Source organism: Paenibacillus sp. FSL R5-0810 (genome assembly GCF_038002285.1).
Taxonomy (GTDB): Bacteria; Bacillota; Bacilli; order Paenibacillales; family Paenibacillaceae; genus Paenibacillus_AQ; species Paenibacillus_AQ lactis.
Genome location: NZ_JBBOCF010000001.1, coordinates 2,719,752 through 2,744,927, shown reverse-complemented (window position 1 = coordinate 2,744,927; position 25,176 = coordinate 2,719,752). Strand labels below are relative to the sequence as shown.

General features: G+C 52.1%; 26 protein-coding genes. 24 read left to right on the top strand and 2 right to left on the bottom strand.

Translation table 11 applies throughout. The annotated features are described in order from the left end of the window. Positions 1-102 precede the first annotated feature (102 nt). The 15 genes from MKX76_RS12480 (at position 103) to spo0A (ending at position 13,747) form a co-directional block, all read left to right on the top strand. Entirely contained in the window at positions 103-519 is a 417-nt protein-coding gene (locus MKX76_RS12480; RefSeq protein ID WP_007129723.1) for an Asp23/Gls24 family envelope stress response protein, read from the top strand. A 70-nt stretch (positions 520-589) separates the two neighbouring features. Beyond that, complete coding sequence (gene amaP / locus MKX76_RS12475) at positions 590-1,129, top strand: alkaline shock response membrane anchor protein AmaP (protein ID WP_251536888.1); 540 nt, start codon at positions 590-592, stop codon at positions 1,127-1,129. 15 nt (positions 1,130-1,144) lie between these two features. Further along, positions 1,145-1,378: a DUF2273 domain-containing protein gene (locus MKX76_RS12470; RefSeq protein WP_007129725.1), complete on the top strand. Its 234-nt coding sequence runs from the start codon at positions 1,145-1,147 to the stop codon at positions 1,376-1,378. Between the two features lie 282 nt (positions 1,379-1,660). Further along, positions 1,661-2,119 (top strand): transcription antitermination factor NusB, encoded by a 459-nt coding sequence (nusB, locus tag MKX76_RS12465; protein WP_007129726.1) that lies wholly within the window; start codon positions 1,661-1,663, stop codon positions 2,117-2,119. Between the two features lie 54 nt (positions 2,120-2,173). Continuing rightward, positions 2,174-3,034: a bifunctional methylenetetrahydrofolate dehydrogenase/methenyltetrahydrofolate cyclohydrolase FolD gene (folD, locus tag MKX76_RS12460; RefSeq protein WP_007129727.1), complete on the top strand. Its 861-nt coding sequence runs from the start codon at positions 2,174-2,176 to the stop codon at positions 3,032-3,034. A 1-nt stretch (position 3,035) separates the two neighbouring features. After that, a complete protein-coding gene (gene xseA / locus MKX76_RS12455; protein ID WP_007129728.1) occupies positions 3,036-4,403 on the top strand; it encodes an exodeoxyribonuclease VII large subunit in 1,368 nt (455 codons plus the stop codon). Continuing rightward, on the top strand, positions 4,387-4,665 hold the full coding sequence (gene xseB, locus MKX76_RS12450; protein WP_050954023.1) for an exodeoxyribonuclease VII small subunit: 279 nt from the start codon (positions 4,387-4,389) through the stop codon (positions 4,663-4,665). The genes xseA and xseB overlap by 17 nt, the downstream gene beginning before the upstream one ends. 22 nt (positions 4,666-4,687) lie before the next feature. Beyond that, the gene (locus MKX76_RS12445; protein WP_186311077.1) at positions 4,688-5,563 is read left to right on the top strand and encodes a polyprenyl synthetase family protein; all 876 of its coding nucleotides are present in this window, start codon (positions 4,688-4,690) and stop codon (positions 5,561-5,563) included. Between the two features lie 124 nt (positions 5,564-5,687). Beyond that, a complete protein-coding gene (dxs, locus tag MKX76_RS12440) occupies positions 5,688-7,595 on the top strand; it encodes a 1-deoxy-D-xylulose-5-phosphate synthase (RefSeq protein ID WP_007129731.1) in 1,908 nt (635 codons plus the stop codon). Positions 7,596-7,614: 19 nt separating this feature from the next. Then, positions 7,615-8,481 (top strand): TlyA family RNA methyltransferase, encoded by an 867-nt coding sequence (locus MKX76_RS12435; protein ID WP_007129732.1) that lies wholly within the window; start codon positions 7,615-7,617, stop codon positions 8,479-8,481. 69 nt (positions 8,482-8,550) lie between these two features. After that, on the top strand, positions 8,551-9,042 hold the full coding sequence (locus MKX76_RS12430; RefSeq protein WP_007129733.1) for a hypothetical protein: 492 nt from the start codon (positions 8,551-8,553) through the stop codon (positions 9,040-9,042). A gap of 22 nt (positions 9,043-9,064) precedes the next feature. Continuing rightward, a complete protein-coding gene (gene ahrC / locus MKX76_RS12425; RefSeq protein WP_007129734.1) occupies positions 9,065-9,514 on the top strand; it encodes a transcriptional regulator AhrC/ArgR in 450 nt (149 codons plus the stop codon). 53 nt (positions 9,515-9,567) lie between these two features. Continuing rightward, on the top strand, positions 9,568-11,307 hold the full coding sequence (recN, locus tag MKX76_RS12420) for a DNA repair protein RecN (protein WP_007129735.1): 1,740 nt from the start codon (positions 9,568-9,570) through the stop codon (positions 11,305-11,307). A gap of 100 nt (positions 11,308-11,407) precedes the next feature. Continuing rightward, a complete protein-coding gene (gene spoIVB, locus MKX76_RS12415) occupies positions 11,408-12,745 on the top strand; it encodes a SpoIVB peptidase (protein ID WP_007129736.1) in 1,338 nt (445 codons plus the stop codon). A gap of 198 nt (positions 12,746-12,943) precedes the next feature. Further along, positions 12,944-13,747 carry a sporulation transcription factor Spo0A gene (gene spo0A, locus MKX76_RS12410; protein ID WP_007129737.1) on the top strand — a complete coding sequence of 268 codons (804 nt, stop codon included), beginning with the start codon at positions 12,944-12,946 and terminating at the stop codon, positions 13,745-13,747. Between the two features lie 371 nt (positions 13,748-14,118). Here spo0A and MKX76_RS12405 read toward each other — a convergent pair whose 3' ends face one another. After that, complete coding sequence (locus tag MKX76_RS12405; RefSeq protein WP_028403680.1) at positions 14,119-15,021, bottom strand: ArsR/SmtB family transcription factor; 903 nt, start codon at positions 15,019-15,021, stop codon at positions 14,119-14,121. Between the two features lie 283 nt (positions 15,022-15,304). Here MKX76_RS12405 and MKX76_RS12400 point away from each other — a divergent pair, with 283 nt between their 5' ends. From MKX76_RS12400 to MKX76_RS12375, 6 genes are all read left to right on the top strand, one after another. Next, positions 15,305-16,546 carry an extracellular solute-binding protein gene (locus tag MKX76_RS12400; RefSeq protein WP_387731126.1) on the top strand — a complete coding sequence of 414 codons (1,242 nt, stop codon included), beginning with the start codon at positions 15,305-15,307 and terminating at the stop codon, positions 16,544-16,546. A gap of 84 nt (positions 16,547-16,630) precedes the next feature. After that, positions 16,631-17,506, top strand: coding sequence for a carbohydrate ABC transporter permease (locus MKX76_RS12395; protein ID WP_341033864.1), 876 nt, complete (start codon positions 16,631-16,633; stop codon positions 17,504-17,506). A 62-nt stretch (positions 17,507-17,568) separates the two neighbouring features. Then, positions 17,569-18,483 carry a carbohydrate ABC transporter permease gene (locus tag MKX76_RS12390; protein WP_007129741.1) on the top strand — a complete coding sequence of 305 codons (915 nt, stop codon included), beginning with the start codon at positions 17,569-17,571 and terminating at the stop codon, positions 18,481-18,483. Positions 18,484-18,551: 68 nt separating this feature from the next. Continuing rightward, positions 18,552-19,526: a glycoside hydrolase family 43 protein gene (locus tag MKX76_RS12385; protein WP_251536880.1), complete on the top strand. Its 975-nt coding sequence runs from the start codon at positions 18,552-18,554 to the stop codon at positions 19,524-19,526. Between the two features lie 273 nt (positions 19,527-19,799). Then, the gene (locus MKX76_RS12380; protein WP_007129743.1) at positions 19,800-20,687 is read left to right on the top strand and encodes an NAD-dependent epimerase/dehydratase family protein; all 888 of its coding nucleotides are present in this window, start codon (positions 19,800-19,802) and stop codon (positions 20,685-20,687) included. A gap of 42 nt (positions 20,688-20,729) precedes the next feature. Then, positions 20,730-20,942 (top strand): hypothetical protein, encoded by a 213-nt coding sequence (locus tag MKX76_RS12375; RefSeq protein WP_251536878.1) that lies wholly within the window; start codon positions 20,730-20,732, stop codon positions 20,940-20,942. Between the two features lie 156 nt (positions 20,943-21,098). Here MKX76_RS12375 and MKX76_RS12370 read toward each other — a convergent pair whose 3' ends face one another. Further along, entirely contained in the window at positions 21,099-21,404 is a 306-nt protein-coding gene (locus tag MKX76_RS12370; protein ID WP_028403675.1) for a DUF2627 domain-containing protein, read from the bottom strand. Positions 21,405-21,562: 158 nt separating this feature from the next. On the opposite strand from MKX76_RS12370, the gene lpdA reads away from it, so the two are divergent. From lpdA to MKX76_RS12355, 3 genes are all read left to right on the top strand, one after another. After that, complete coding sequence (gene lpdA / locus MKX76_RS12365; protein ID WP_341033862.1) at positions 21,563-22,984, top strand: dihydrolipoyl dehydrogenase; 1,422 nt, start codon at positions 21,563-21,565, stop codon at positions 22,982-22,984. Between the two features lie 173 nt (positions 22,985-23,157). After that, a complete protein-coding gene (locus tag MKX76_RS12360; RefSeq protein WP_007129747.1) occupies positions 23,158-24,198 on the top strand; it encodes a thiamine pyrophosphate-dependent dehydrogenase E1 component subunit alpha in 1,041 nt (346 codons plus the stop codon). Next, a complete protein-coding gene (locus MKX76_RS12355) occupies positions 24,189-25,175 on the top strand; it encodes an alpha-ketoacid dehydrogenase subunit beta (protein ID WP_007129748.1) in 987 nt (328 codons plus the stop codon). Before MKX76_RS12360 ends, MKX76_RS12355 begins: the two co-directional genes overlap by 10 nt. Position 25,176: the final 1 nt, after the last annotated feature.

The window sequence follows — 25,176 nt, the reverse complement described above, 5'->3', positions numbered from 1 at the left end:
TCATAAACTTGGCCGAATGGTATAGTATGAGTAATAAGAGCGCATGCCTTAAGCAGTCCCTCGAGCATCCGCAAACTTATTCCCGAAAGGTGTGTTGAGACTATGGCTGAGACATTGCCAACTACAGAATTTGAACGTACGGATATCGGTGAGATTCAGATTGCGCCGGAAGTCATTGAAGTTATCGCAGGGCTTGCAACGGTGGAAGTCCGCGGGGTTGCAGGAATGAGCGGCGGCTTTGCCGGCGGCATCGCTGAGCTGCTTGGCCGGAAAAATCTGTCCAAAGGCGTCAAGGTAGAAGTCGGACAACGCGAAGCGGCTGTTGATGTATCCGTTATCGTTGAGTACGGACATCGTCTTCCGGAAGTAGCGGGTGAAATCCAGCGCAACGTGAAGCGGTCCATTGAGAATATGACAGGTCTTACCGTCGTTGAGGTCAATGTACATATTCATGATGTTCATTTCATGAAGACAAGCGAGAAGAACGACGATCTGGATCTGGTGCAGCGCGTGAAATAAAATGGATCATTTCATAGCCCCCGGCAGCAATGTCGAGGGTTTAATCTAATTTAAGGAGGCTGTGCGGGTCGTGGCCAAAATCATGGACAGACTTCTGCTGTTTATATACAGCTTGAGTATCGGTGTTATATCTGTAGTTGCCATCCTCCTGTTAAGCGGTGCGGTTCCGTACCATTTGACGTTTGCCCAGGAGCAGCAGCTCGTTCTGGCGGGGATTATCATTGCTGCCGTATTGTTTCTCCTCAGCATCCGGTTCTTTTACATTTCGGTACGTCGCGACCGTTCCACGCTCAATTCGATCGATCAGCGCACGGAGTTTGGAGACATTCAGATTTCGGTGGAAACGATTGAAAATCTGTGCCTGAAGGCAGCTTCCAAGGTGCGAGGCGTGAAGGATCTGAAGTCCCGAATCAAGGTGTCCCAATCAGGGCTTGAGATTGCGATCCGTGCCGTGGTGGACGGCGAGGAATCCATTCCTGCGCTGACGACCGAGGTGCAGAAGCAGGTGCATGATTTCGTTGAAGAGACGACGGGAATTCCAGTCTCGTCCGTATCCGTATATATCGCTAACGTGGTTCAGGCGCCTAGCTTTAAGAGCCGCGTGGAATAGAGGTGAATTTCCCAAATGCCTTGGAAAGAAATATGGGAGAGTCACAGAGGGCGGATCTTCGGTGTCGCCGGCGGTCTTGTGTGCGGACTGATTTATCTATTATCCGGTTTTTGGGATATGCTGTTCTTTGCATTAGTGGTATTTATCGGCTATACGTTTGGCAAACGCAAGGATTTGAACCAAGGCTCCATCTTCCACTTTCAGGAATGGGGGCGCTGGTTGTCCGAGCGTTGGCGGCCGTTTAAATGAACCCTGTGATATGCTTCTTTCGGCAAAAAAGCTAAAGGACAGGTTAATGATGCCTTTTTTGCAGAAAGCAGCGGTTCACAGGTTTTTTTATTGTGAGGATTTTGGTGAAGATCTAAAGTACAAGCAGCAATATATAAAGAGTTTAACGGTTTAGCTCGTCTATATATTGCTTTCATAAGCTGCTGAAAATCGAGTTTTGCAAAAGACTGGTCAAAACTTTATGGAAAATTGATAATACTAATCAGAAAAATGGATTCAGGCAGGGTCCACAGGAGGAACAAAATGAAAAGACGTGTAGCTAGGGAGATCGCCGTTCAAAGCCTGTATCAGATGGAAATGAACGAAGTCGACAGCCTGGAGGCTGTATCGATGCTGCTCTCGGAGGCGGCCGAAGAGAATGAGACGGAGCGTGTGATCGGCGACGAGGTTCAGATGAAGGAGTATGTGCTGCAGCTGGTCAACGGGACATGGAATTCCAGGGAAACGATTGACCAGCTGCTCGCTCATTACTTAAAAGGCTGGCAGGTTAGCCGCCTTTCCCGCGTGGATCGCCAGATTCTCCGTCTGGCTGTGTACGAGCTCGGATACCGCGATGACGTGCCCGGTAAGGTGGCCGTCAATGAAGCGATCGAGCTATCGAAGCATTTCGGTACCGAGGAATCGGGTAAATTCGTAAACGGCGTATTGGGCCGGATTATCCAGGAGCTGGATCAAGTTAAAGCGAAGTTGCAACAATCATAATTCTACGCCCAGGATGGCAGGCGGATCATTCAATCATAGTGAGGAGAGATTAGGATGACAGCAGCAACGATCATTAATGGTAAACAGATATCCGAAGAAATTCGCGAAGGGATTGCGCTGGAGGTGCAGCAGCTGTCGAAGCAGGGCGTGCGCCCGGGCTTGGCGGTTGTGCTGGTGGGTGACGATCCGGCTTCCCATGTTTATGTCCGAAATAAGGAAAAGGCGTGCCACGATCTCGGCTTTTATTCCGAGGTGCACCGGCTTCCTGCCGATTCCAGCCAGGAAGAGGTGCTAGCTCTGGTGGACAAGCTGAATAAGCAGTCGTCCATTCACGGGATTCTTGTTCAGCTTCCGCTCCCCGGTCATATTCAAGAGAAGGCGGTAATTGATGCGATTGCCGTTGAAAAAGATGTGGACGGGTTCCATCCGGTCAATGTGGGCAACCTGGTCATCGGGGACGACAGTCTGCTGCCATGTACCCCGGCGGGCGTCATTGAGCTGATCAAACGGACAGGCGTCGAAATTTCGGGCAAGCATGCCGTCGTTATCGGCAGATCCAATATTGTGGGCAAGCCGGTATCGCTGCTGCTGCAGCGGGAAAACGCCACCGTGACGATGTGCCATTCGAGAACGAGCAACATGCCGGAAATCGCGAAGCAGGCCGATATTTTGGTCGTTGCCATCGGCCGGGCGAATATGATTGACGCCAGCTATGTCAAGCCGGGCGCCGTCATTATCGACGTCGGCATGAACCGTCTGGAGAACGGCAAGCTGGCGGGAGACGTTGATTTTGCGAGCGTGAAGGAGATCTCGGGTCCGATTACGCCAGTTCCCGGAGGCGTCGGTCCGATGACCATCACGATGCTGATGAAGAATACGCTGCTGGCCGCCAAACGGCTGAGCGGAATTGAATAATATGAAATCCGTGGATCCGGGACGCGTCCTGTCCGTTAAGGATTTGAACCGATATATTCGAATGAAAATGGAAGGCGACTCCAGGCTGTCCGACGTCTGGATTCGCGGGGAGATTTCGAATTTTACGCATCATTCCAGCGGACATATGTATTTTACGTTGAAGGATGAAGGCAGCCGAATCCGGGCGATCATGTTTGCGAGCCATAATCAGCGCTTGCCGTTTATCCCGAGAGAAGGCTCGAGGGTGATAGCCAGAGGCAATGTCTCCGTCTATGAGCGGGACGGTCAATATCAGTTCTATGCCATTCAGATGCAGCCGGACGGAATCGGCAGCCTGTATCTCGCTTACGAGCAGCTCAAGTCAAAGCTGGAGGAAGAGGGCTTGTTTTCGCAGGAGCTTAAACGCCCGCTTCCGAGCTATCCCAAGACGATCGGTGTGATAACCTCACCGACCGGGGCAGCTGTTCGCGATATTATAACAACGATTCAGAGACGGTATCCGCAGGCGACTGTACAGCTGTACCCGGTCCTGGTTCAGGGAAAGTCGGCAGCACCCTCCATTGTTAAGGGAATCCGTGCGATGAACGAGCTTGGCGAAGCGGATGTGCTCATTGTCGGCCGGGGCGGAGGCTCGCTGGAGGAGCTATGGGCATTCAACGAGGAGATCGTCGCCAGAGCGATCCATCAATCGAATATTCCGGTGATCTCGGCTGTCGGCCATGAGACGGATTTTACGATCGCCGATTTTGTAGCCGATGTGCGTGCAGCGACGCCGACAGCGGCTGCGGAGCTTGCAGTTCCGAGCCGCGCGGAGCTGAAGGGACAGATTGTGCAGCGCCAGCGGCAGCTGAATCAAGGGCTTCAGCAGCGGCTTCAGCGAAGCCGGGAGCGCCTTGCGAGACTTCAGCGCTCGCCGGTGCTGAACCATCCTCGCCGCTACATGCTGCAGCATGCCGAGCGCTTGGACATGCTCTCCTACCGATTGCAAGGAACGCTCAAATCGCAGCTGTCGCTCTACCGTCAGCGCCAGCGGTCGCTGCATCAGGGATTGATCAGATCCAATCCGCGCGCCCAGGTCGAGCAGGCATCGCTGCGGAAGGAGCAGGCGAAACGCCGCCTGATGCTTGCCATGCAATCGATCCGCAAAGCCAAGCTGTCCCAGCTGCAGACGGAGATCCGCCATCTGGATGCGCTTAGTCCGCTTAAGATCATGTCCCGAGGGTACAGCCTGGTTTATGATGAGCAGGAACAGAAGCTGATCAAATCAGTGGAAGATGTGCAGCTCGGCGATTTGGTTCAAGTGAGGGTCAATGATGGCCGGCTGCAGTGTCAAGTGTGGGGAATAAAGGAGGATGAAGAACGTGTCTAGTGAGGCAAAAGACTTGATGGAGATCAGCTTTGAAGAGGCGATGGCACAGCTGGAGCAGATCGTCGAGCAGCTGGAGGACGGGGACGTCCCTTTGGAGAAGGCGATCGACTTGTTCCAGCAAGGGATGAAGCTGTCTCAAATGTGCAGTCAAAAGCTGGAGCAGGTTGAACAGAAAATCGAGATGATTGTCGAAGAAGGCGGGGAGCTCAAGCGCAAGCCCTTCGGCGGCGCACTTGATGAGACAGGTGAATTGAGTGAATAATAGACTTCCTTTTCAGCAATATATGAATGACATCTGTGACAGGCTGGACAGCGAGCTTACGGCCCTTTTTCCGGAGGGATGGAAAGTTCCTGAAACCCTTCATCGATCGATGACGTATTCCTTAATGGCAGGCGGAAAGCGTCTGCGTCCGCTGCTGGTCATCGCGGCTTGCGAAGCAGCCGGCGGAAGCAGAGAAGCGGCTCTGCCGGTGGCGTGCGCCGTTGAGATGGTGCATACATATTCGCTCATCCATGACGATTTGCCTGCGATGGACGATGATGATTTCCGGCGGGGGAAGCCTACGAATCATAAAGTGTTCGGTGAAGCAGCGGCGATTCTGGCGGGCGATGCGCTGCTGACGCATGCTTTTTACAGCATTGTGCAGTCCTCGCGCAAGCACGGGATTCCTGCCGATCGGGTGCTGTCGATTGTGGAGGACCTTGCGGAATATGCCGGGCCCCGGGGAATGGTTGGCGGCCAAGTGGCCGATATGGAAGGAGAGCAGGGATTAACCAGCCTTGAGCAGCTGGAGTATATTCATCTGCATAAGACAAGCGATCTGATCATGTTCTCCCTCATGGCTGGAGGACGGGTAGCAGGCTGTTCAGAAGCCCAGATCGATTCGCTTCGCTCCTTCGGCAAGCATATCGGGCTGGCCTTCCAAATCCAGGACGATATCCTCGACTTGATCGGCGATGAGGCCAAGCTTGGCAAGCCGACGCAAAGCGATGTGAAGCAGGAGAAGGTGACCTATCCGTTTTTTATCGGCTTGGAAGCCTCCAAGCGGGAGGTTGAGCGTCTGACCGCCGAAGCGAAGAGCGCCATTTCCGAAGGGAATTTTCCGGACCCGTCCAGACTGCATGAAATTGCAGACTTTCTCTTGGCTCGGGACCACTAGAGCGGGGTTACTTGCACACCGATTATTTGTGATATAATGTCTTTAAATGGCTGATGATAGCGCAGCCTTTCATGGTTTATGAATTGCTAACTTTACTTTATCAAGGAAAGCGGGGAGATTCTTCGTGCTGCTTCCAAATATCAAACATCCCAACCAACTGAAAAAACTGTCGGTGGACGAACTTGAGGACCTGGCGGTGCAAATCCGTCAGTTTCTGATTGAAAAGCTGTCCGTGACCGGCGGTCATCTTGCACCGAATCTGGGAGTGGTTGAACTCACGCTGGCCTTGCACTATTGCTTTGACAGCCCTCGTGACAAGATGATTTTTGACGTGGGCCATCAAGCCTATGTCCATAAGATATTGACGGGACGGATGGATAAATTCGACACCTTGCGTAAATACAAGGGCTTGTGCGGTTTTGTGAAACGTGCGGAAAGCGAGCATGACGTCTGGGAAGCCGGCCACAGCAGCACTTCCCTCTCGGCAGCGATGGGCATGGCGATGGCGCGGGATTTGAAAGGCGACAACAACCGGGTAATCGCGCTCATCGGCGATGGCGCCCTTACGGGCGGGATGGCGTTTGAGGCCCTGAATCATATCGGCCATGAGCGGAAGAAGCTGATGGTCATCCTGAACGATAATGAAATGTCGATTGCTCCGAACGTCGGGGCGATGCATAACTATTTGAGCAAAATCCGCTCGGACCGCTATTATTTGCGGGCGAAGGACGAGGTCGAGATGCTGCTCAAGAAAATTCCGGCGATCGGCGGCAAGCTGGCGAAGACCGCGGAGAAAATGAAGGACAGCCTCAAATATATGATGGTTCCCGGCGTTTTGTTCGAGGAGCTTGGATTTACGTATTTGGGACCTGTGGACGGTCATGATTTAAGCAAGCTGATCGATACGCTGCAGCAGGCCGACAATGTCGACGGGCCGGTGCTGATTCATGCGGTAACCACCAAGGGCAAAGGCTACCGTCCTGCCGAATCGGATTCCCATAAGTGGCACGGCATCACGCCGTACAAGATCGAATCCGGCCAAGTGCTGAAAGCGGTAGGCAATCCGATGTATACGGAAGTGTTCGGACAAACGCTCGTTGAGCTCGGCGAACAGGATGAGCGCATCGTTGCGGTCACGCCGGCAATGCCGGGCGGCTCGGGCTTGATTCCGTTCGGCAAGAAGTTCCCGGACCGGATGATCGATGTCGGCATTGCCGAGCAGCATGCGGCGACGCTTTGTGCCGCACTGGCCATGGAAGGCTTGAAGCCGGTATTTGCGGTATATTCCACCTTCATGCAGCGGGCATACGACCAGATCGTCCACGATATCTGCCGCCACAATGCCAACGTGATGTTCGCCATCGACCGTGCGGGCTTTGTCGGCGCTGACGGCGAGACCCATCAAGGGGTGTACGATGTGGCCTTTATGCGCCATATTCCGAACATCGTCATCATGATGCCGAAGGACGAGAATGAGCTTCGCCATATGATGAAGACGGCGCTTGACTATAACGACGGGCCGATCGCCTATCGCTATCCGCGGAACAATGTCCGCGGCGTTCCGTTGGATCCGGAGCTCAAGCCGATCCCGATCGGTACATGGGAAACAGTCCGCCGCGGCGAGGGCTACGCGATTTTGGCGGCCGGTCCAATGGTGCAGCTGGCCGAAGAAGCGGCCGATCTGCTTAAGCGGGAGGGCATTTCCGTTGAGGTTGTGAATGCGCGTTTCTTGAAGCCGCTTGACGGCGATATGCTGAAGAAGCTGGCGGCGTCCGGAACGAGCATGATCGTTCTGGAGGAGGTTTCGCAGGCCGGCAGCCTTGGCAGCAGCGTGCTGGAGTACTTTGCCGAGCAAGGTATTCATGACGCGGTTGTCTCGTTAATGGGGATTGAGGACAGGTTCATTGAGCACGGCAGCATCCAAGAGCAGCGGGAAGAGGTCGGATTGACGCTGGAGGCGGTATGCAACGAAATCCGCAGTCTCAAAACTGCTCGTACGGCTACGCTCGGGAAGAGAAGTTTTACGTCTTAGAAACCATCAGGAGTGTTTTATGGAATCATCTCACAAGGAACGTGTTGATGTCCTGCTTGTGGAGCAGGGATATTATGATAGCAGGGAGAAAGCCAAGTCTGCCATTATGGCGGGTCTGGTCTATGCCGGAACCGAGCGAATCGAGAAAGCCGGCATGAAAATCCCGCGTACGACGGAGCTGAAAGTAAAGGGCTCTGTGCATCCTTATGTAAGCCGGGGAGGTCTTAAGCTTGAGAAGGCGATCTCTCATTTCGGTCTCGATATGAAGGGCAGAACGATGCTGGATATCGGCTCATCCACCGGCGGTTTTACCGATTGTGCGCTTCAGCATGGAGCCAGCTACGTCTATGCGATCGATGTCGGATACAATCAGCTCGATTGGTCGCTCCGGAACGATGAACGTGTATGCGTCATGGAGCGGACGAATTTCCGCTACATGACACCCGAGGATCTGAAAGGCCCCCGGCCGGATATCGCCAGCATCGATGTATCTTTTATTTCGCTGCGTATCATTTTGCCGACGCTCAAGACGCTTCTGGACAGACCCGGAGATGTGGCAGCTTTAATCAAGCCGCAATTCGAGGCAGGACGGGAGAAGGTCGGTAAATCCGGTGTTGTCCGAGACCCCAAAGTACACAAGGAAGTTTTAACGCAGGTGCTTCATTTTGCTGAAGATATCGGATTCAGGCTGAACAATCTGACCTTCTCGCCCATCACGGGCGGCGAAGGCAATATTGAATTCCTGGCCCACTGGCGGCTTGAGCCGGAGGACGCGGCTGAAACGGAAGAACCGGTTCAGCACATGGATCATGCCGAGCTGGATCAATGGATCGACAGCATTGTTAAGCAAGCAGCTCATACATTCACGGGAAACTCATCGAAATGATGGGTTTCTTTTGCTGAAAAAGAGGAATTTATGTTCCCATCCGCGAATATCAAAATTCGAGGTGAGAGGATGAATGAGCGTTATGATGGATTGTTGATGGTGCTGCTTGGCATCGTGATCGTGCTCTTGATCGGCTACAGGGTCAACCGCTGGCTGATGTCACCGCAGCCCGACCTGCTCCCGGGAATCCCGATCAATGACCGCATTCCGGATCACCCAGTCATTGGGTTGCTTGAACAGGAAGGATATGAGGTTGTCGGGGGTAAAGTAAAGGTAAATCTGTCGTTTGACACGGGACACAAGCCGATTCGCAGCAGACTATTCATTGATTACGTCGCATCCGGCAGCAACGGGGAGCTGTATATGGTTAAACTGGCACGTGAACGGATGCCGGTGGACTGGACAGGGGCGGGTATCCGGGATCGGCTGATGCCTTACCTGCTGCTGTACCCGGAGTGTGCCGGGCTCCTGTATGTAGATATGAACGAGCAGGAAGTGCACCGACTCACCATGGATTGGTCCGATGAGGAATGGAATGGAAATGACGAATACAACACCTAAATTTCGGGAGGCTCTTACGAATATGAAGGGACAACGCCATATTAAAATCAGGGATATCATTACCCACCAGGACATCGAAACGCAGGACGAGCTGGTTGATGCTCTCCGTGCCGAGGGTTTTCAGGTGACGCAGGCTACGATATCCAGAGATATTAAGGAATTGCTGCTGATCAAGGTACCGACCGATGACGGAAGGTATAAATATTCGATGCCTACGGATCAGCGTTATAATCCGGTGCAGAAGCTGAAGCGGGCGCTGGTGGATAATTTCGTATATATTGACCGGGCCGGCAATCTGGTTGTGATGAAATGCTTGCCGGGCACCGCAAACTCGGTAGCCGTGCTCCTTGACAATATGGAGTGGAGCCAGATCATGGGCACGATATGCGGGGATGACACCATTTTGCTGATTTGCCGCACGGAGGAGGACGGAGAACACGTTGTATCTCAGATCAAAAGCTATATCTCTTAAGATTGGTTTTCGCGAGGCATACATCCGATTTACGGGTTTAGGGGGTTAAAGGGATGTTAAATACGTTATCCATTCGGAATTTGGCTGTTGTTGAGAGCGTGGACGTACAATTCTACCCGGGCTTTCATGTTCTTACAGGGGAGACAGGCGCGGGAAAATCCATCATCATCGATGCGCTTGGGCTGATTGCCGGCGGGCGCGGATCGGCGGATCTGATCCGGTACGGCTGCGATAAGGCGGAGATTGAGGCGCTGTTTGATCTTCCCCCGGCACATCCCGTGTGGCAAACACTAACGCATTTAGGCATTGAGGCGGATACCGAGGAGCATTTGCTGATCCGCAGAGAGCTGACATCGCAAGGAAAAAGCACCTCCCGCATTAACGGTCAGCTTGTGAACTTGAGTATGCTCCGTGAGGTAGGGGAGAAGCTCATCAACATTCACGGCCAGCATGAGCATCAGAGCCTGCTGCGTTCGGAACAGCACATGAGCCTGCTCGATACGTACGGGGAGAAGATCATCGGCCCGGCCAAGCGTAAATACCAGGAGCTGTATTCGGAATTTAGCAAGGTGGAGCAGGAGCTCAAGGAACTGCAAGAGACGAGCCAAAAGGCATATCAGATGCTCGACATGTATCGGTTCCAGCTGGAGGAAATTGCGGCGGCCCAGCTAAAGCCGGGAGAGGACGAGGAGCTGTCCGAGGAGCGTGTCAAGCTGTCCCACAGCGAGAAGATGATGGACTCCGTCGCAGGCGCCTACGAGCTGCTGTACGGGTCATCAGGCTTGGAGGCGGTCAGCCGGGCGCTCAGTCGGCTAGAAGATGTCTCGGCCTATGACGAGAAAGGGCTGAAGCCGCTCGTGGAGCAGCTGCAATCCGCTTATTATCAGCTGGAGGATGCCGTGTTCCAGCTGCGGGATTACCGGGACGGCATTGAATTTAATCCGGAGCGGCTGAATGAAATCGAGCTTCGTTTAGATATGATCTCCGGTTTGCGGCGGAAATATGGGGATAATGTGGAGCAAATTCTGGAATACTACGGGAGAATTCAGCAGGAAACCGACATGCTGGAGAACAAGGACGAATTTATCCAGGGATTGGAGAAACGGCGGGACGAGCTGCTCGCTGTGGCTCTGGAAGCTGCCAAGAAGTTGAGCGATGCGCGTAAGCGGTGTGCGCGGGATTTGGCGACCCAAGTGGAGCGTGAGTTGAAGGATCTTCAAATGGAACGAACCCGGTTTGAGGTTCGTCTGGAGCTTCAGGATGCGCCGGATGGTTACGAATATGAAGGACAACGAATCCGATTGACGAAACAAGGGATCGATGCAGCAGAGTTTCTTATATCGGCGAATCCAGGAGAACCGCTGCGCCCGCTCGCTAAAATTGCGTCCGGCGGCGAAATGTCCAGGATCATGCTCGCCATGAAGAGCATCTTCGCCCGGCATGACCAAATTCCGGTCCTGATCTTTGACGAGGTGGATACCGGCGTTAGCGGCAGGGCCGCTCAATCGATCGCGGAGAAGCTGTTCCTGCTCGCCAAGACATGCCAGGTATTCTCCATCACGCACTTGCCGCAAGTGGCATGCATGGCCGATCATCAGTACTTGATCGAGAAGAAGGTCGTATCTTCAAGAACGATGACCCAGGTGCAGAATTTAAGCGAAGAGGGGCGGATCAAGGAGCTCGCACGGATGCTCGGCGGAGTCGAAATTACCGAAAAGACACTTCATCATGCCCAGGAAATGCTCAATCTGGCGGCGGCGCAAAAGGCTTCCAGAACGGCTTCGGGTCAATGATTGACAGTTATAAAAGCCAGGGGGCAGGGTAACTTAAAGGTACGCAATTGGCGACCACCTTTTCGTCAAGCGAAAGAAGAAAAAGGGAGCGTGACAGCCATTGAAGCCCAACCTCAGGAGAAAACTGCTCGGTTTCGTTCTTGCTTTCCTTCTTTGTTACCTTGGAACTGCTGAGCCTGTCCAATCTTTTGCGTCATTGCCTGATGAGCTTAGGTTGATTGCCGGCCGGCAGGCCCGTCTGGACGTGGCGATGCCCGTCCAAGCCCTCGCTTCAGTCGATCGTCCCGATGTGGTGCAGTTAAACGGCTCCCGGGCGTCGAAGCTCCAAGTATCATTAAAGCAGCCGCTCCAGCTATATCCCCAGCAAAGCGGCACAGCAGAAGTTACCCTGAAATTATTCGGTAAAATTCCTTTGAAGACAGTCCATGTGAATGTGATGCCGGAGCTGAAGGTGTTCCCTGGCGGACAGACAATCGGCGTTAAGGTTAAATCCTCCGGCATCCTGGTGGTCGGACATCATCTCGTTCGCGCTTCGAACGGGGCAAAGGTATCTCCCGGCGAAGCTGCAGGTCTCAAGCTTGGAGATCTGCTCACCGCCATGGATGGCAAACCGCTGACCGATGTAACGAAGGTGGCCGAGATCGTGGAGAAGGCGGGGAGAGCCAAACGACCGCTTGATATCACGTTCAAACGCAGCGGCAAGGTCATGAAGACAAAGCTGAGTCCTGCTTTCGACGAGGACGATAAAACCTGGCGTCTAGGGCTTTATATCCGCGATTCTGCTGCAGGGGTGGGCACCTTAACCTTTTATGCCCCCCACCAGAAGGTGTATGGCGCGCTCGGCCACGTCATTACCGACATGAATACCCAGACACCCATTGAAGTGGGGAGCGGGCAAATCGTGCAATCCAATGTCACATCCATTTCAAGAAGCGAAGAAGGGGAACCAGGCGAGAAACGGGCGACCTTTTCCAAAGACGGCAAGGTGCTTGGTAATGTTGAGCGCAACACCCATTTCGGCATTTTCGGCAAAATGAAGGATCTGCCGGAGCATGGTCTGTACACGGAGCCGATTCCAATCGCCATGTCCCACGAGGTGAAGGAAGGGCCGGCTGAAATACTGACCGTGGTCGAAGGCCAGGAGGTCGAGCGTTTCACCGTTGAGATCGTTCATGTCTCCAAACAGGATGCACCCGCAACCAAAGGGCTTGTACTCCGGATCACGGATCCTAGGCTTCTCAAAAAGACCGGCGGAATCGTGCAAGGCATGAGCGGCAGTCCAATCGTTCAAGACGGCAAGTTGATCGGGGCGGTCACCCATGTGTTTGTGAATGATCCGAAATCCGGCTACGGCTGCTTTATCGAGTGGATGCTTCAGGACTCCGGCGTACTACCCTCTGCAGAATCAAAACCAACACAAAATCTTAAGGCAGGTTAATGCCTTGAGATTTTTTGTCGTAATACGACGAAATACATATTAATTTGAAATAAAATATTTAATTATAAATCAACTTCAAAAAAAAATAAAGAAAAAATAATTTTCGACAGAAGGAATTTAAATCCGTCTGTCGAAAACCATATACACAAGAAAAATAACCAAAAAATCCTAAGTGATCGGATAAAGGAGGAGCACGAATTGCAAAAGATTGAAGTATTATTGGCAGACGACAACCGTGAATTTACGAATTTGCTCGGCGAATACATTTCGGATCAACCCGATATGGTGGTTTCCGGAATCGCTTATAACGGGGAAGAAGTACTGAGCATGATCGAGGAAACGGGAAAAGTACCGGATGTGCTGATCCTTGATATTATTATGCCGCATTTGGACGGTCTCGGCGTACTTGAGCGTCTTCGTGATATGAATCTGTCCCCGCAGCCGAAAGTGATCATGCTGACCGCATTCGGTCAGGAGAACATCACCCAGCGGGCTGTCCAATTGGGAGCTTCCTATTATATTTTGAAGCCGTTCGATATGGAGGTGCTGGCTAGCCGGATCCGCCAGCTGGTCGGTTCCCCAAGCAATCTGTCGTCCAGCACGCCGTTTACGAACGTCAAATCCAATGTCGTACCAATGGGCAAGGGCAAAAATCTGGATGCGAATATTACCTCGATCATTCATGAAATCGGCGTGCCTGCGCATATTAAGGGATATCAATACCTGCGCGAGGCCATTACGATGGTGTACAACAATATTGAAATTCTCGGCGCGATCACGAAGACGCTGTATCCGGCCATCGCCGAGAAATTCAAGACAACGCCATCCCGCGTGGAGCGTGCGATTCGTCATGCCATCGAGGTTGCATGGACGCGCGGCAACATCGACAGCATCTCGCATCTGTTCGGCTACACGATCAACATCAGCAAATCCAAGCCGACCAACAGCGAATTCATCGCGATGGTTGCAGATAAGCTGAGAATCGAGCATAAGGTCTCTTGAAATGATGGTGTAACGCGGAAATCTGACGGGGATTAGAACCGGTGTCCGTTAGTCCTTTATCGGACTTGACTTCGTATGTCTCGATAACCGATATGCGGTTTCGTTCGAACTCCTGAGCTTTCCGTATTCACCTCGAGCAATTGCCATTATCGATCGGATGTATTTAAGCTGAAATACGAAACGAACTTTGCAAACCTTCCTTACCATCCAATGAGAAGCTCATAACCGGGTCCCTTTCTATGTGCTAGGGACATCGTGTTGTGGGCTTTTCTTATGGCATCGAGAGTACAGCTTTGAAACAAAAAAGGGGTCCTTCCTTTGGTCCGCAGACCTTCAGGAAGAACCTCTTTTCATCGTTTCCCGGGCAATAATTACAGATAGTAGAGCTTAAACTCGATATCCTGGTCATGATTGCCGAATTTTTTGCCAAAGATCGTAGCCCCGCCGACATGCTCGGCATCCTCTTTAACCTCGATCCGAAAGGTCCAACGGTCACAGGTCGTATCCAGGTCCTGAACGGAGATCGCGGACAGCGGGTCACCGTCAATATAAGTGCCGTGCGATGTAATCCGTATGGTCTTCAGGAGCCCATACTGGTTAATATTGTGCGGCCACCAGTCCGGCGTAAACTTCCCTCTCGTATCCGCAAAGTCACCTGGACTCGTCCAGGTGCCGAGCTCGATGCCATTTAGCGAAAACGTAATGTCCGAAGGCCAGACGTCATTGGAAAACGGAAATTCAGAGGAGATTTCCAAACTGATCTCGAACTGCTGCAGCTTCTCGTCCTTCTTGAGGAAGTTCGGGATGTTGTATTGAACGAACCCCTCGGTGAACCATAGAATTTCCGCGTCCACGCGCTTCGGATCCATAAAATATTTCGGTTCGTCGACTCTTCCGATAAATTCCTTATCGGTTGCCAGACCGCAGGTCGGCTTAAGATCATAGTCCGTGTAGTGCCCGATCGGCACCGAGGTCTCGTAAGAGGCGAAGGAATGAAAGATTTTTTTGGGAAAATTGATTTCGATATGATCGACCTTCAAAATCGATATTTTCTGCTGACCCGATTTTCCGGGCACCTTCTCGGTCTTGATGATTCCGGCATCCTCCAGCTTCTTGATATGCTTGGTGACAATCGCGCTGCTGAGCTGAAGCTCGTGGGCAAGGTCCTTGATGTTCATTTTATTTTTGGAGAGAAGCTGGATAATCCGAATTCGAACCTCGCTCGCCAGCGCTTCATAGACGACAAGAGAGGATTTGTCTATTTCCAACTGCATCGATCCCACTTCTTTCAATTGGATTTCATTTCCTGACTTTCTTAACTAATATGAATGATACCACAACTATGGTTAACCTGTACATAAATCAATCAAAATAATCAATCAAAATAATGATGATTTAATTAACTAAAACGTTAATCAAACAGAAAATAATATAATTAAATTTATAGAAATGTTATTGACACCGTTTTCAAGGTGCATGTATACTGGACAACAGTTAATCGTTTCCATAGCGTTTGAATGAAAGGGTTAACGAAATGAATTGTAACAGGAGGAGAACGTGTTGAAGAAAAAGATGGGGGTTTCATTAATACTTGTATTGTTGGCCGTATCCGTATTATCCGGTTGCGGCAGCGGGGACAAAAATACGATAACCTTCTGGACGCCTCTCACAGGGGACGACGGCGCGTACATGGATCAACTGGTGAAAGACTACAATGCCACAAATCCGGAGTATAAGGTTAAGCACGTCATCACATCAGACATGTATACGAAGATCTCTACGGTTCTCAACTCCGGCAAGGGTGTTCCCGACCTGGCCATCATCCATGCGGATCGTGTTCCCGGCTTTGTCAAGCAAGGGGTCCTTGAGCCAATGACCGGTGTTATGCAAGCGCAACCAGAGCTGAAGGAAGAGAATTATTTGCCGCAGGCTTGGAACACAGGCAATATCGACGGCACCCAGTACACGGTTCCCCTGGATATTCACAGCAATGCGATGTACTACAACAAGGATTTGCTTAAGAAGTACAATGTGGAAAGCTTCCTGGACGATGATGTCGTAACGATTGATGAAATGCTGTCGCTCCAAGGTAAGCTGGACGAAGGGGATTATGTCGTTAACGATGCCTTGTTAGGCTGGGTGGTGCTGGCACAGATTCAGAACCTCGGCGGCGACATTCAGCAGGACGGCAAGCCGGCCGTAAATACGGAAGTGATGAAGCAGGCGTTCCAAGAGATTAAAAAGATTGCCGATGCCGGTCTGATGACACCGTTCGGCGAGGACGGCTACTTGATGTTCCAATCCGGCAATGTGCTGTTCTCGACAGACGGAACCTGGAGCTCGACCGCTCACGCAGCCGTAGAGAACCTGAATTTCGGCGTGACAAACATCTACTCCGCAAATGCGGACAAGTTCACGAACCGCGCTTCCTCGCATCTGTTCGCGATGCTGAATAACGACAAACGGACGGATGAGAAGGAAGCAGGAATCGGTCAGTTCCTGGAGTTTATTCGCCAGAACTCGATGGAGTGGGCGAAGGCAGGACAGATCGTCGCAAGTAAGCAGGTCATTGAAAATCCGGAATACAACAAATACATCCAGTCCTTCTTTACAGCGAGCGATAAACAAATTGAGTCCTTGTACATTTATACTTACGAATACTACCCTTACGTAGCTGAAGCCGTTGATACGTACGCCGCAGATATCGTACGCGGAAACGTTGATATCGATGAAACTCTCCAAACGATGCAAAAGTTCGTCGAGGATAAAATCGCTGAGGGCAGTAAGGCAGCGGAATAGGCCGTGCGCATGAACCGATAGCAAAAAAGCAATGTGCCATCCGATCATGGCGCATTGCTTTTCCCAAAGGAGAAATGAAAGGGTATGAAAAAGAAGTCGCTGACACCTTATTTCTTTGTAGGTCCACATTTGATTCTGTTTGCCGTATTTATTTTTTTGCCGACCATCTACGGTATTTATGCATCATTCACACAGTGGAACCTCATCAATGATCCGGTCTGGGTCGGACTGGCCAACTACAAAACGATTTTGTTCGATACGGAGTCTACGTTTTACACTCAGTTTTTTAACGGGATCAAGAACACGTTGATTTTCGTTGTCTTAAGCGTTCCGATTCTAATTGTCATTCCGCTCTTGATCGCGGTGGCGCTGGAGCATAAAAAGGTGAAAATGAAAGGGCTTATGCAGTCCATTCTGTATATCCCCGGCTTGATCTCGATTTCAGCCGCAGCGCTGATCTGGTCTTTGATCTTTAACAAGCAGCTCGGCATTACGAACAATCTATTCGGTTCCGAAACGGTATGGGCGGCCAATCAGCCTTACGCCTGGCTTATTATCATCGTAATCACGGTATGGGGTGGAGTTGGGGGCAATATGATCATCTACCGTGCTTCGATCAGCGGCGTGTCCAAGGATCTGTACGAGTCGGCAGAAATGGACGGAGCCGGGCCGATCCGGAGATTCTCAAGCATTACCCTGCCGTCGATCCGTTTCCCGCTGATTTATACCTTCGTGATGACAACGGCCGGGTCGTTCAACGTATTCGGGCAGCCGTTAATGATGACCGACGGCGGGCCAAGACAAAGCACCACCGTGTTGATGATGTACATCCGTCAGCTTGCCTTCGGCCATGGGGAATCCATTGCCGGTATGGCATCCGCCATGGCGGTCCTGCTCGGACTGGTCATTCTCGTCATCTCGGCATTCCAGTATTACGTGATGAATCGGAATGCTTCATAGCCGCTTTGCAAACTGCGGCCGGCTAATCTAACGCCAAACGTTAAAAGGTAGGTGTACTGTACATGTCGAACCCGGTGTTGAAGGATGCGGAGACGGCTCCAAGGGCGGCTAACCGCAAAGGCGTCCGGTCATCCTCATCCAGCTTGAATATATCGAAATATTTAGCCTATTTGTTTCTTATCGTTCTATGCGTCATATGGGTCATTCCCGTAATTTTCGGCATAACGACATCCTTCCGTTCCCAAACGGAGGTCGTAACCACCGGTTTTCGGCTGCTGCCGGAGAACTGGATCTTCGATAACTATGTTGCGATCCTGGAAAATACGTCAACCGCGCCGATCCTGCGCTGGCTGATGAATTCGGTCTTTATTGCGACGCTGCACACACTGCTGGTCATTGTCGTGATTTCAATTACGGGCTACGGATACTCCCGTATGAACTTTAAGGGAAGAGACACGCTGTTCTTCACGCTGCTTGGCATTTCCTTCTTTCCAGGCGTCGTTAACCTCATCCCGTCCTATAAAATCATTGACGCCTTAGGCTGGGTGAATACGTCCTGGGCGATGATTATTCCCGGTCTTGCGGGAATGGGGAATATCTTTCTCGTCCGCCAGTTTATGAAAGGCATTCCGAAGGATCTCGACGAATCCGCCAGGGTTGACGGTGCCGGTGATTTCCGGATCTATTATTCCGTTATATTGCCGCTCATCAAACCGGTGCTGATCGTGTGCGGGCTGTTTTCCTTTACCGGATCCTGGAATGATTTCCTCTGGCCGGTCATCGTATATACCGATGTCGAGAAGATGCCGGTTACTGCGGGGCTGCTGCTGCTTCAGGATATTTACGGAAATTATCGCATGATCGGGCAATTGATGGGGTCGGCCATTCTGGCCATCATTCCGACTTTGCTGTTATTTCTTTTTGCCCAGAAGTATTTTGTGCAGTCCATAAATCTGAATGCCGGGATTAAAGGATAAGAAAACGGACCATTTGGGTCCCCGCCAATAAATATAAAAATCATTATACTTGGATAGGAGTTATCATCATGTCAGAATTGAAATTGAACAATCCCCTCATCGAGCAGAGGGCAGACCCTTGGATTTATAAGCATACCGACGGTTATTATTATTTCACGGCTTCGGTTCCCGAGTACGACCGGATTGAGCTGCGGCGCTCCCGTACCATCGCCGGATTGGCGGAGACGGAGGGAACAACGATCTGGGTGAAGCACGAAACCGGATGGATGAGCGCCAACATCTGGGCACCGGAAATTCATTACATCGACGGCAAATGGTATGTGTATTATGCCGCTGCGCATACATCCGAAACTAGAGACGGATTATTCGATCATCGCATGTTTGTGCTCGAGAATGAAGCTGCGAATCCCCTTGAAGGCGAGTGGGTCGAGAAAGGGCAGGTCGTGACGAAATGGGAGTCTTTTGCCTTGGACGCCACAACGTTCGAGCATCGCGGTACACGGTACTATGTGTGGGCTCAGAAGGATCCCGGCATTCCCGGGAACTCCAATCTGTATATCTCGGAAATGGAGAATCCATGGACACTCAAGGGAGATCAGGTCCTTATCTCCAGGCCGGAATATGATTGGGAGAAGCAGGGATATCTGGTCAATGAGGGCGCGGCGATCTTGAAGCGGAACGGCCGGATATTCATGACGTATTCAGCAAGTGCAACTGACCATAATTATTGTATGGGGTTGTTAACAGCGGATGAGAGCAGTGATTTGCTGAATCCGACTTCATGGGTGAAGTCGCCGGAGCCGGTATTTGCTACTTCGGAGGCCAACGGACTGTATGGACCCGGGCATAACAGCTTCACCGTATCGGAAGACGGCACGCAGGATATTCTCGTCTATCATGCGCGAAGCTACAAAGAGATCGAAGGCGATCCGCTGTACGACCCGAACCGCCATACCCGGGTACAGCTGATCCGGTGGAACGAGGACGGTACGCCGAACTTCGGCGTGCCGCGGCCGGATACGAAGCTTGTCAACGCCGACTGATTCGATTGCATGAACAATAAGAGCTGCCAGACATCCGTTGCTACGTACAATGGAATGCTGGCAGCTTTTCGGTTTTAATGGTCATTAACGAGAGGATAAGGGCAGGATTATCCTGGACGATGGACGATATCTGTCGAAACATGGCTAAACAATGGGATAGCAGCCTAAACCGGCAGCTTGAACGGATAGCTTAGAAGGAATATCGCCCCGCAATGGAGAACAAAGGTACAGTGCGAATTTTCGGTTCATTAAATCGTGTGGGAGGAATATGCAATGGCTAATATATTGGTCTTGGGCGGAACCCGTTTTTTTGGCAAACGACTGGTCCAGCGCCTGATCGATAACGGGGACGAGGTCACCATTCTTACGCGGGGCAACCATCAGGACCCGTTCGGCCGGCATGTGCGGCGGATTGCGGCGGATCGGAAAGATCCCGGCGCGCTGAAGCGGGCTGCCGGTGAAGCGGATTGGGATATCGTGTATGATAATATATGTTATACGCCGGAGGAAGCCGGGCAAGCAGCCGATATATTTGCAGATCGAACGGGCCATTACGTGCTCACGTCGACGCTGTCGGTTTATGATTTTGCCGATCATTCGCTCCGCGAGGAGGATTTCGATCCATACCGGTATCCGATTATTATGAACGACCAGCAGGACTACAGCTATAAGGAAGGAAAGCGGCAAGCTGAAGCTGTGCTGTTCGGGAGGCATAATCTGAACGTTACGGCGGTGCGGCTCCCGATCGTGCTTGGCCCTGACGACTATACCAAGCGGCTGCTGTTCCATGTCGAGCATGCGGCTGCCGGCGAGCCGATCGGATTGCCGGCGCCTGATGCGGAAATATCGTTCATTCATGCGGAGGAGGCTGCCGAGTTCCTCCAATGGGCAGGGACAACCCGGTTCGAAGGGCCGATTAATGCCTGCTCTGACGGAACGATAACGATTCGTGAGATTATGGGAATGATCGAGAAAGAGATCGGCAGATCGGCGCCGCTTATCCCGTCTGCGTCCCCTGAGCATATGTCTCCGTTCGGAATTCCGGACAATTGGACGATGGACAACACGAAGGCGTCTGAAGCCGGCTTCCGGTTTTGGAATTTAAGGGATTGGATGCCCCGGTTAATATCCGAGCTATCAACCGATGTGAGGTTAAAGTAGCTTATAAGCGCAGGTGAGGCTATCCAGAAAGGAAGAAACAGCATGAATGACAAAATCGAAGCTTTCAAGGCGCGAATCCAGCAGTTGACGGCTGACGGAAAATGCTCCCCCGAGGCTGCTGCGCTGATCGACGAAATGTACGCGGAGCTTGAGACGGCCTACAAGCAGAACCTGAACCTGAGGAAGACGGCGCTTAAGGCCGTATCGAAGCAGGAGAGAATGTCCAGCAAATTGAAGGATGCGCTCATGGAGTAGTTAGGTTCTGGTTCTGTAATGTGAACGTCAGCCCAAAGGAATGAAGACTTCGATTCTCAAATGTTCGTAATCGAAGTTGAACTAGCTAAAGGGGATGCCCGAAAGATCTGATAGATCTCAAGGACATCCCCTTTTCTCAGTGGATCATGCCTTCCGTCAGCTTCCGGATGAGGTTCCCGGCTTCGGTGCGGAACGCTTCTTCTTAAACCGGGGGCCGACATAATTCCGCTTACGGTCACGGAACAGAATCCAGCCGCCAAGAAAGCCGATGCCGATTACAAAGAGCGCAAGACCGCCAAGGAATGGAAGCCAGCCGAAGGAGGGATCGGTCACGCGATCATCTCCATGGACGGCGATATATAGGAACACCGCATCTTTCATCATTAAGAAGCCTTTCATCGCCATAAAGCCGGGAACGACCAATATAAGAATGGCGATAAACCGGGAAATAATCATTTTCATAAGGAGATTCCTTCCTGAGACTGATGTAAAGTTCTATCGTTTATCATACCTTTTTCCATAGGAGATGTCTATTTGGTTTAGGTGTCTTTCGATTTTGTGTTCAGCTAAAAAGAGAGTACAATGAGAGAGAAACTGGACTTATGTTGGAGGTGCCGATTGTGGCAATTACATGTGATGTAGCGATACTTGGCGGGGGGACCGGAGGATATGTTGCAGCCATCCGGGCGGCCCAGCTTGGAAAAAATGTGGTCATCATTGAACAGGACAAGCTCGGAGGAACCTGCCTGCATCGCGGATGTATTCCGAGTAAAGCCTTGCTTCGGAGCGCCGAGCTATTTGCAGAGATGAAGGACAGCGAGCGTTACGGCATCGAGTCAGACGGCGTCCGTTTATCGTTTGGCAAAGTGCAGCAGCGTAAAGAAGGCATCGTTCATAAACTGTATCAAGGCGTTCAATATTTGATGCGGAAAAATAAAATTACCGTGGTCCAAGGAAAAGGGAGAGTCATCGGGCCTTCCATCTTCTCGCCGCGGAGCGGGGCGGTAGCTGTGGAGCTTCCGGACGGCGAGATGGAGACGGTCGTTCCAACCCATCTGATTATTGCCACCGGTTCCAGACCACGTCATCTGCCCGGGCTTGAGCCGGACGGTGTACATATCCTGACCAGCGACCATGCACTCCAGATGGAGGAGCTCCCTGAATCCATCATCATTGTCGGAGGCGGCGTTATCGGCGTGGAATGGGCCTCGATGCTGAATGATTTCGGCGTGAACGTCACTGTGGTCGAGGCGGCGACGCATCTTGTGCCAGCGGAGGATGAAGAGATCGGACGGGAGCTTCAGAAGCAGCTTGCCGGAAGGGGCGTTAACATCCTGACAGGCGTCAAGCTGCTGATCGAAACCTGTGAGGTTCAAGAAGGACGCGTTACGATTACGCTCGAGCATGACGGCGAGAGCAGGACGCTGACCGCTGACAAGCTTTTGATGTCCGTAGGAAGGGTTGGCAATACCGACCAGATCGGCCTGGAAAATACCGATGTCCGCGTGGAGAACGGAGTCATTGCCGTGAATGCGAACATGCAGACGACCGAACCGCATATTTATGCGATCGGCGACTGCATTGGCGGTCTTCAGCTTGCACATGCCGCCAGCCATGAGGGGATCACGGCCGTGAATCATCTGGCAGGCGAGGCCCATATGACTTATCGCAAAGAGTGGATTCCGCGCTGCATTTATTCCCGTCCTGAGGCGGCCAGCGTTGGCCTTACGGAGAAGGAAGCCCGGGATCGCGGGCATGCGGTCAAGGTCGGCAAGTTTCCATTCTCCGCGATCGGCAAAGCGCTGGTCAACGGGACGCAGGAAGGCTTTGTAAAAGTGATCGCCGATCAGGAGACGCAGGATATTTTGGGCGTGCATATGATCGGTCCGCACGTTACGGAGCTGATCGGGGAAGCGGCACTTGCCCAGGTGCTGGATGCCACGCCTTGGGAAGTAGGAGCAGCGGTTAATGCGCACCCGTCTTTGTCGGAAATCATAGGCGAAGCGATGCTGGCCGTGGACGGAAAATCGATCGGTTTATAGGCCTAAAGGCATTCTTTGTGGAATCCCTCATTTCTTTTTGGTTAAAAAGGGATTATAATAACATTAAGCCAAGTCTTAGTACCAGGTTTTAATACTTGCTCTGATATGCTACTGTTGACGGTGCGACTGCACCGATCCTGGAGGGCGAGGCTCATGATAAAGGAGGGATCTCCATGAAAGAACAAGAAACGATGACTTCGAAGACCAATCGGCATGAACAGCTTGGGCTTACAGACGGACAGGTTCTGGACATGTACAAATATATGGTGCTGGCGCGCAAGTTCGATGAGCGCAACCTGCTGCTGCAGCGTGCCGGCAAAATTAATTTTCACGTATCCGGGATCGGACAGGAGGCTTGCCAGGTCGCTGCGGCTTTTGCCCTCGACCGGGAGAAGGATTATTTCCTGCCATACTACCGCGATTACGGATTTGTGATGGCTGTAGGCATGACACCGCGAGAGCTCATGCTGTCGGCATTTGCCAAGGCGGAGGATCCGAACAGCGGCGGCCGGCAAATGCCCGGGCATTTCGGGAGCAAGCGGCTGCGTATCGTGACAGGGTCCAGCCCGGTCACAACGCAGGTTCCACATGCGGTAGGCATCGCGCTGGCTGCTAAGATGCAGAAGAAGGATTTTGTTACGTTTGTTACGTTTGGCGAAGGCTCGAGCAACCAGGGAGATTTCCATGAGGGCTGCAACTTTGCCGGCGTCCATAAGCTACCTGTTATTTTGATGTGCGAGAATAATCAGTACGCGATTTCGGTTCCGATTCACAAGCAGCTCAGCGGCAAAGTGAGCGACCGTGCGCTGGGATATGGCTTCCCGGGCATTCGGGTAGACGGCAATGATGCGCTCGCTGTATATGCAGCAGTTAAGGAAGCGCGTGAGCGGGCGATTCGCGGCGAAGGGCCGACACTGATCGAGTCGATGATGTATCGTCTGTCTCCGCATTCCACCTCCGATAACGATTTGGCTTATCGGACGAAAGAGGAAGTCGAAGAGAACTGGAAGAAAGACGGCGTGGTCCGGTTCAAGAATTATCTGATCGATTGCGGATTATGGGATGAAGCGCGGGATCAGGATCTTATTGCACAATTGAATCTGGAAATTAAAGAAGCGACCGAATCCGCAGACAATGCGCCATTCCCTAAGCCGGAAGATACGCTTCTTCACGTATATGCCAGTGATGAAGGAGGGGCTCAAGCATGGCGGTAATGGAGTATATTGATGCCATTCGACTTGCAATGAAGGAAGAGATGCAGCGGGATGAATCGGTATTCGTGCTGGGCGAGGACGTTGGCGTTAAGGGCGGCGTCTTCACCACAACGAAAGGCCTGATGGAACAGTTCGGAGAAATGCGCGTGATGGATACCCCGCTCTCGGAATCGGCGATCGCCGGCGTAGCCATCGGAGCCGCCATGTACGGCATGAAGCCGATCGCGGAGATGCAGTACTCGGATTTCATGCTTCCCGCGACCAACCAGATCATCAGTGAAGCAGCCAAAATCCGTTACCGCTCGAATAATGACTGGAGCTGTCCCGTGGTTATCCGGGCGCCGATCGGAGGAGGAATCTTCGGCGGCCTGTACCATTCCCAGTGTCCGGAATCGATATTCGTCGGGACACCGGGCCTTAAGATCGTCGCCCCTTTCTCGGCGTATGATGCGAAGGGATTGCTGAAGGCAGCGGTACGCGATCCGGATCCGGTCCTGTTCTTCGAGAATAAAAAGTGCTATAAGCTGATCAAGGGCGAGGTTCCGGATGACGATTACGTCGTACCGATCGGGAAGGCGAATCTGCTTCGGGAAGGGGCCGACATTACGGTGATCGGCTACAGTCAGCCGCTGCACTTCGTGATGCAGGCTGCCGAGGAGCTGGAGAAGGAAGAGGGCATCACCGCCCACGTGCTCGATTTGCGCACCTTGCAGCCGCTGGATCAGCAGGCGATTATGGATGCGGCCCGTCAGACGGGGAAAGTGCTGATCGTGCATGAGGACAACAAAACCGGCGGTGTTGGCGCTGAAGTAGCGGCGATCATTGCCGAGCACTGCCTGTACGATCTGGATGCGCCGATTATGCGTTTATGCGGTCCGGATGTGCCGGCGATGCCGATCAGTCCGCCGATGGAGAAGTTTTTTATGCTGAACAAAGATAAAGTCAAAGAATCCATGCGTCAGCTGGCGCTTTACTAAG

Bases quoted from the DNA above. Each gene is read 5' to 3' on its own strand.
- MKX76_RS12480 (WP_007129723.1), top strand. From the start codon at position 103: ATGGCTGAGACATTGCCAACTACAGAATTTGAACGTACGGATATCGGT.
- MKX76_RS12470 (WP_007129725.1), top strand. From the start codon at position 1,145: ATGCCTTGGAAAGAAATATGGGAGAGTCACAGAGGGCGGATCTTCGGT.
- nusB (WP_007129726.1), top strand. From the start codon at position 1,661: ATGAAAAGACGTGTAGCTAGGGAGATCGCCGTTCAAAGCCTGTATCAG.
- folD (WP_007129727.1), top strand. From the start codon at position 2,174: ATGACAGCAGCAACGATCATTAATGGTAAACAGATATCCGAAGAAATT.
- xseA (WP_007129728.1), top strand. From the start codon at position 3,036: ATGAAATCCGTGGATCCGGGACGCGTCCTGTCCGTTAAGGATTTGAAC.
- xseB (WP_050954023.1), top strand. From the start codon at position 4,387: ATGAAGAACGTGTCTAGTGAGGCAAAAGACTTGATGGAGATCAGCTTT.
- MKX76_RS12445 (WP_186311077.1), top strand. From the start codon at position 4,688: ATGAATGACATCTGTGACAGGCTGGACAGCGAGCTTACGGCCCTTTTT.
- MKX76_RS12435 (WP_007129732.1), top strand. From the start codon at position 7,615: ATGGAATCATCTCACAAGGAACGTGTTGATGTCCTGCTTGTGGAGCAG.
- MKX76_RS12430 (WP_007129733.1), top strand. From the start codon at position 8,551: ATGAATGAGCGTTATGATGGATTGTTGATGGTGCTGCTTGGCATCGTG.
- ahrC (WP_007129734.1), top strand. From the start codon at position 9,065: ATGAAGGGACAACGCCATATTAAAATCAGGGATATCATTACCCACCAG.
- recN (WP_007129735.1), top strand. From the start codon at position 9,568: ATGTTAAATACGTTATCCATTCGGAATTTGGCTGTTGTTGAGAGCGTG.
- MKX76_RS12405 (WP_028403680.1), bottom strand. From the start codon at position 15,021: ATGCAGTTGGAAATAGACAAATCCTCTCTTGTCGTCTATGAAGCGCTG.
- MKX76_RS12395 (WP_341033864.1), top strand. From the start codon at position 16,631: ATGAAAAAGAAGTCGCTGACACCTTATTTCTTTGTAGGTCCACATTTG.
- MKX76_RS12390 (WP_007129741.1), top strand. From the start codon at position 17,569: ATGTCGAACCCGGTGTTGAAGGATGCGGAGACGGCTCCAAGGGCGGCT.
- MKX76_RS12385 (WP_251536880.1), top strand. From the start codon at position 18,552: ATGTCAGAATTGAAATTGAACAATCCCCTCATCGAGCAGAGGGCAGAC.
- MKX76_RS12380 (WP_007129743.1), top strand. From the start codon at position 19,800: ATGGCTAATATATTGGTCTTGGGCGGAACCCGTTTTTTTGGCAAACGA.
- MKX76_RS12375 (WP_251536878.1), top strand. From the start codon at position 20,730: ATGAATGACAAAATCGAAGCTTTCAAGGCGCGAATCCAGCAGTTGACG.
- MKX76_RS12370 (WP_028403675.1), bottom strand. From the start codon at position 21,404: ATGAAAATGATTATTTCCCGGTTTATCGCCATTCTTATATTGGTCGTT.
- MKX76_RS12360 (WP_007129747.1), top strand. From the start codon at position 23,158: ATGAAAGAACAAGAAACGATGACTTCGAAGACCAATCGGCATGAACAG.
- MKX76_RS12355 (WP_007129748.1), top strand. From the start codon at position 24,189: ATGGCGGTAATGGAGTATATTGATGCCATTCGACTTGCAATGAAGGAA.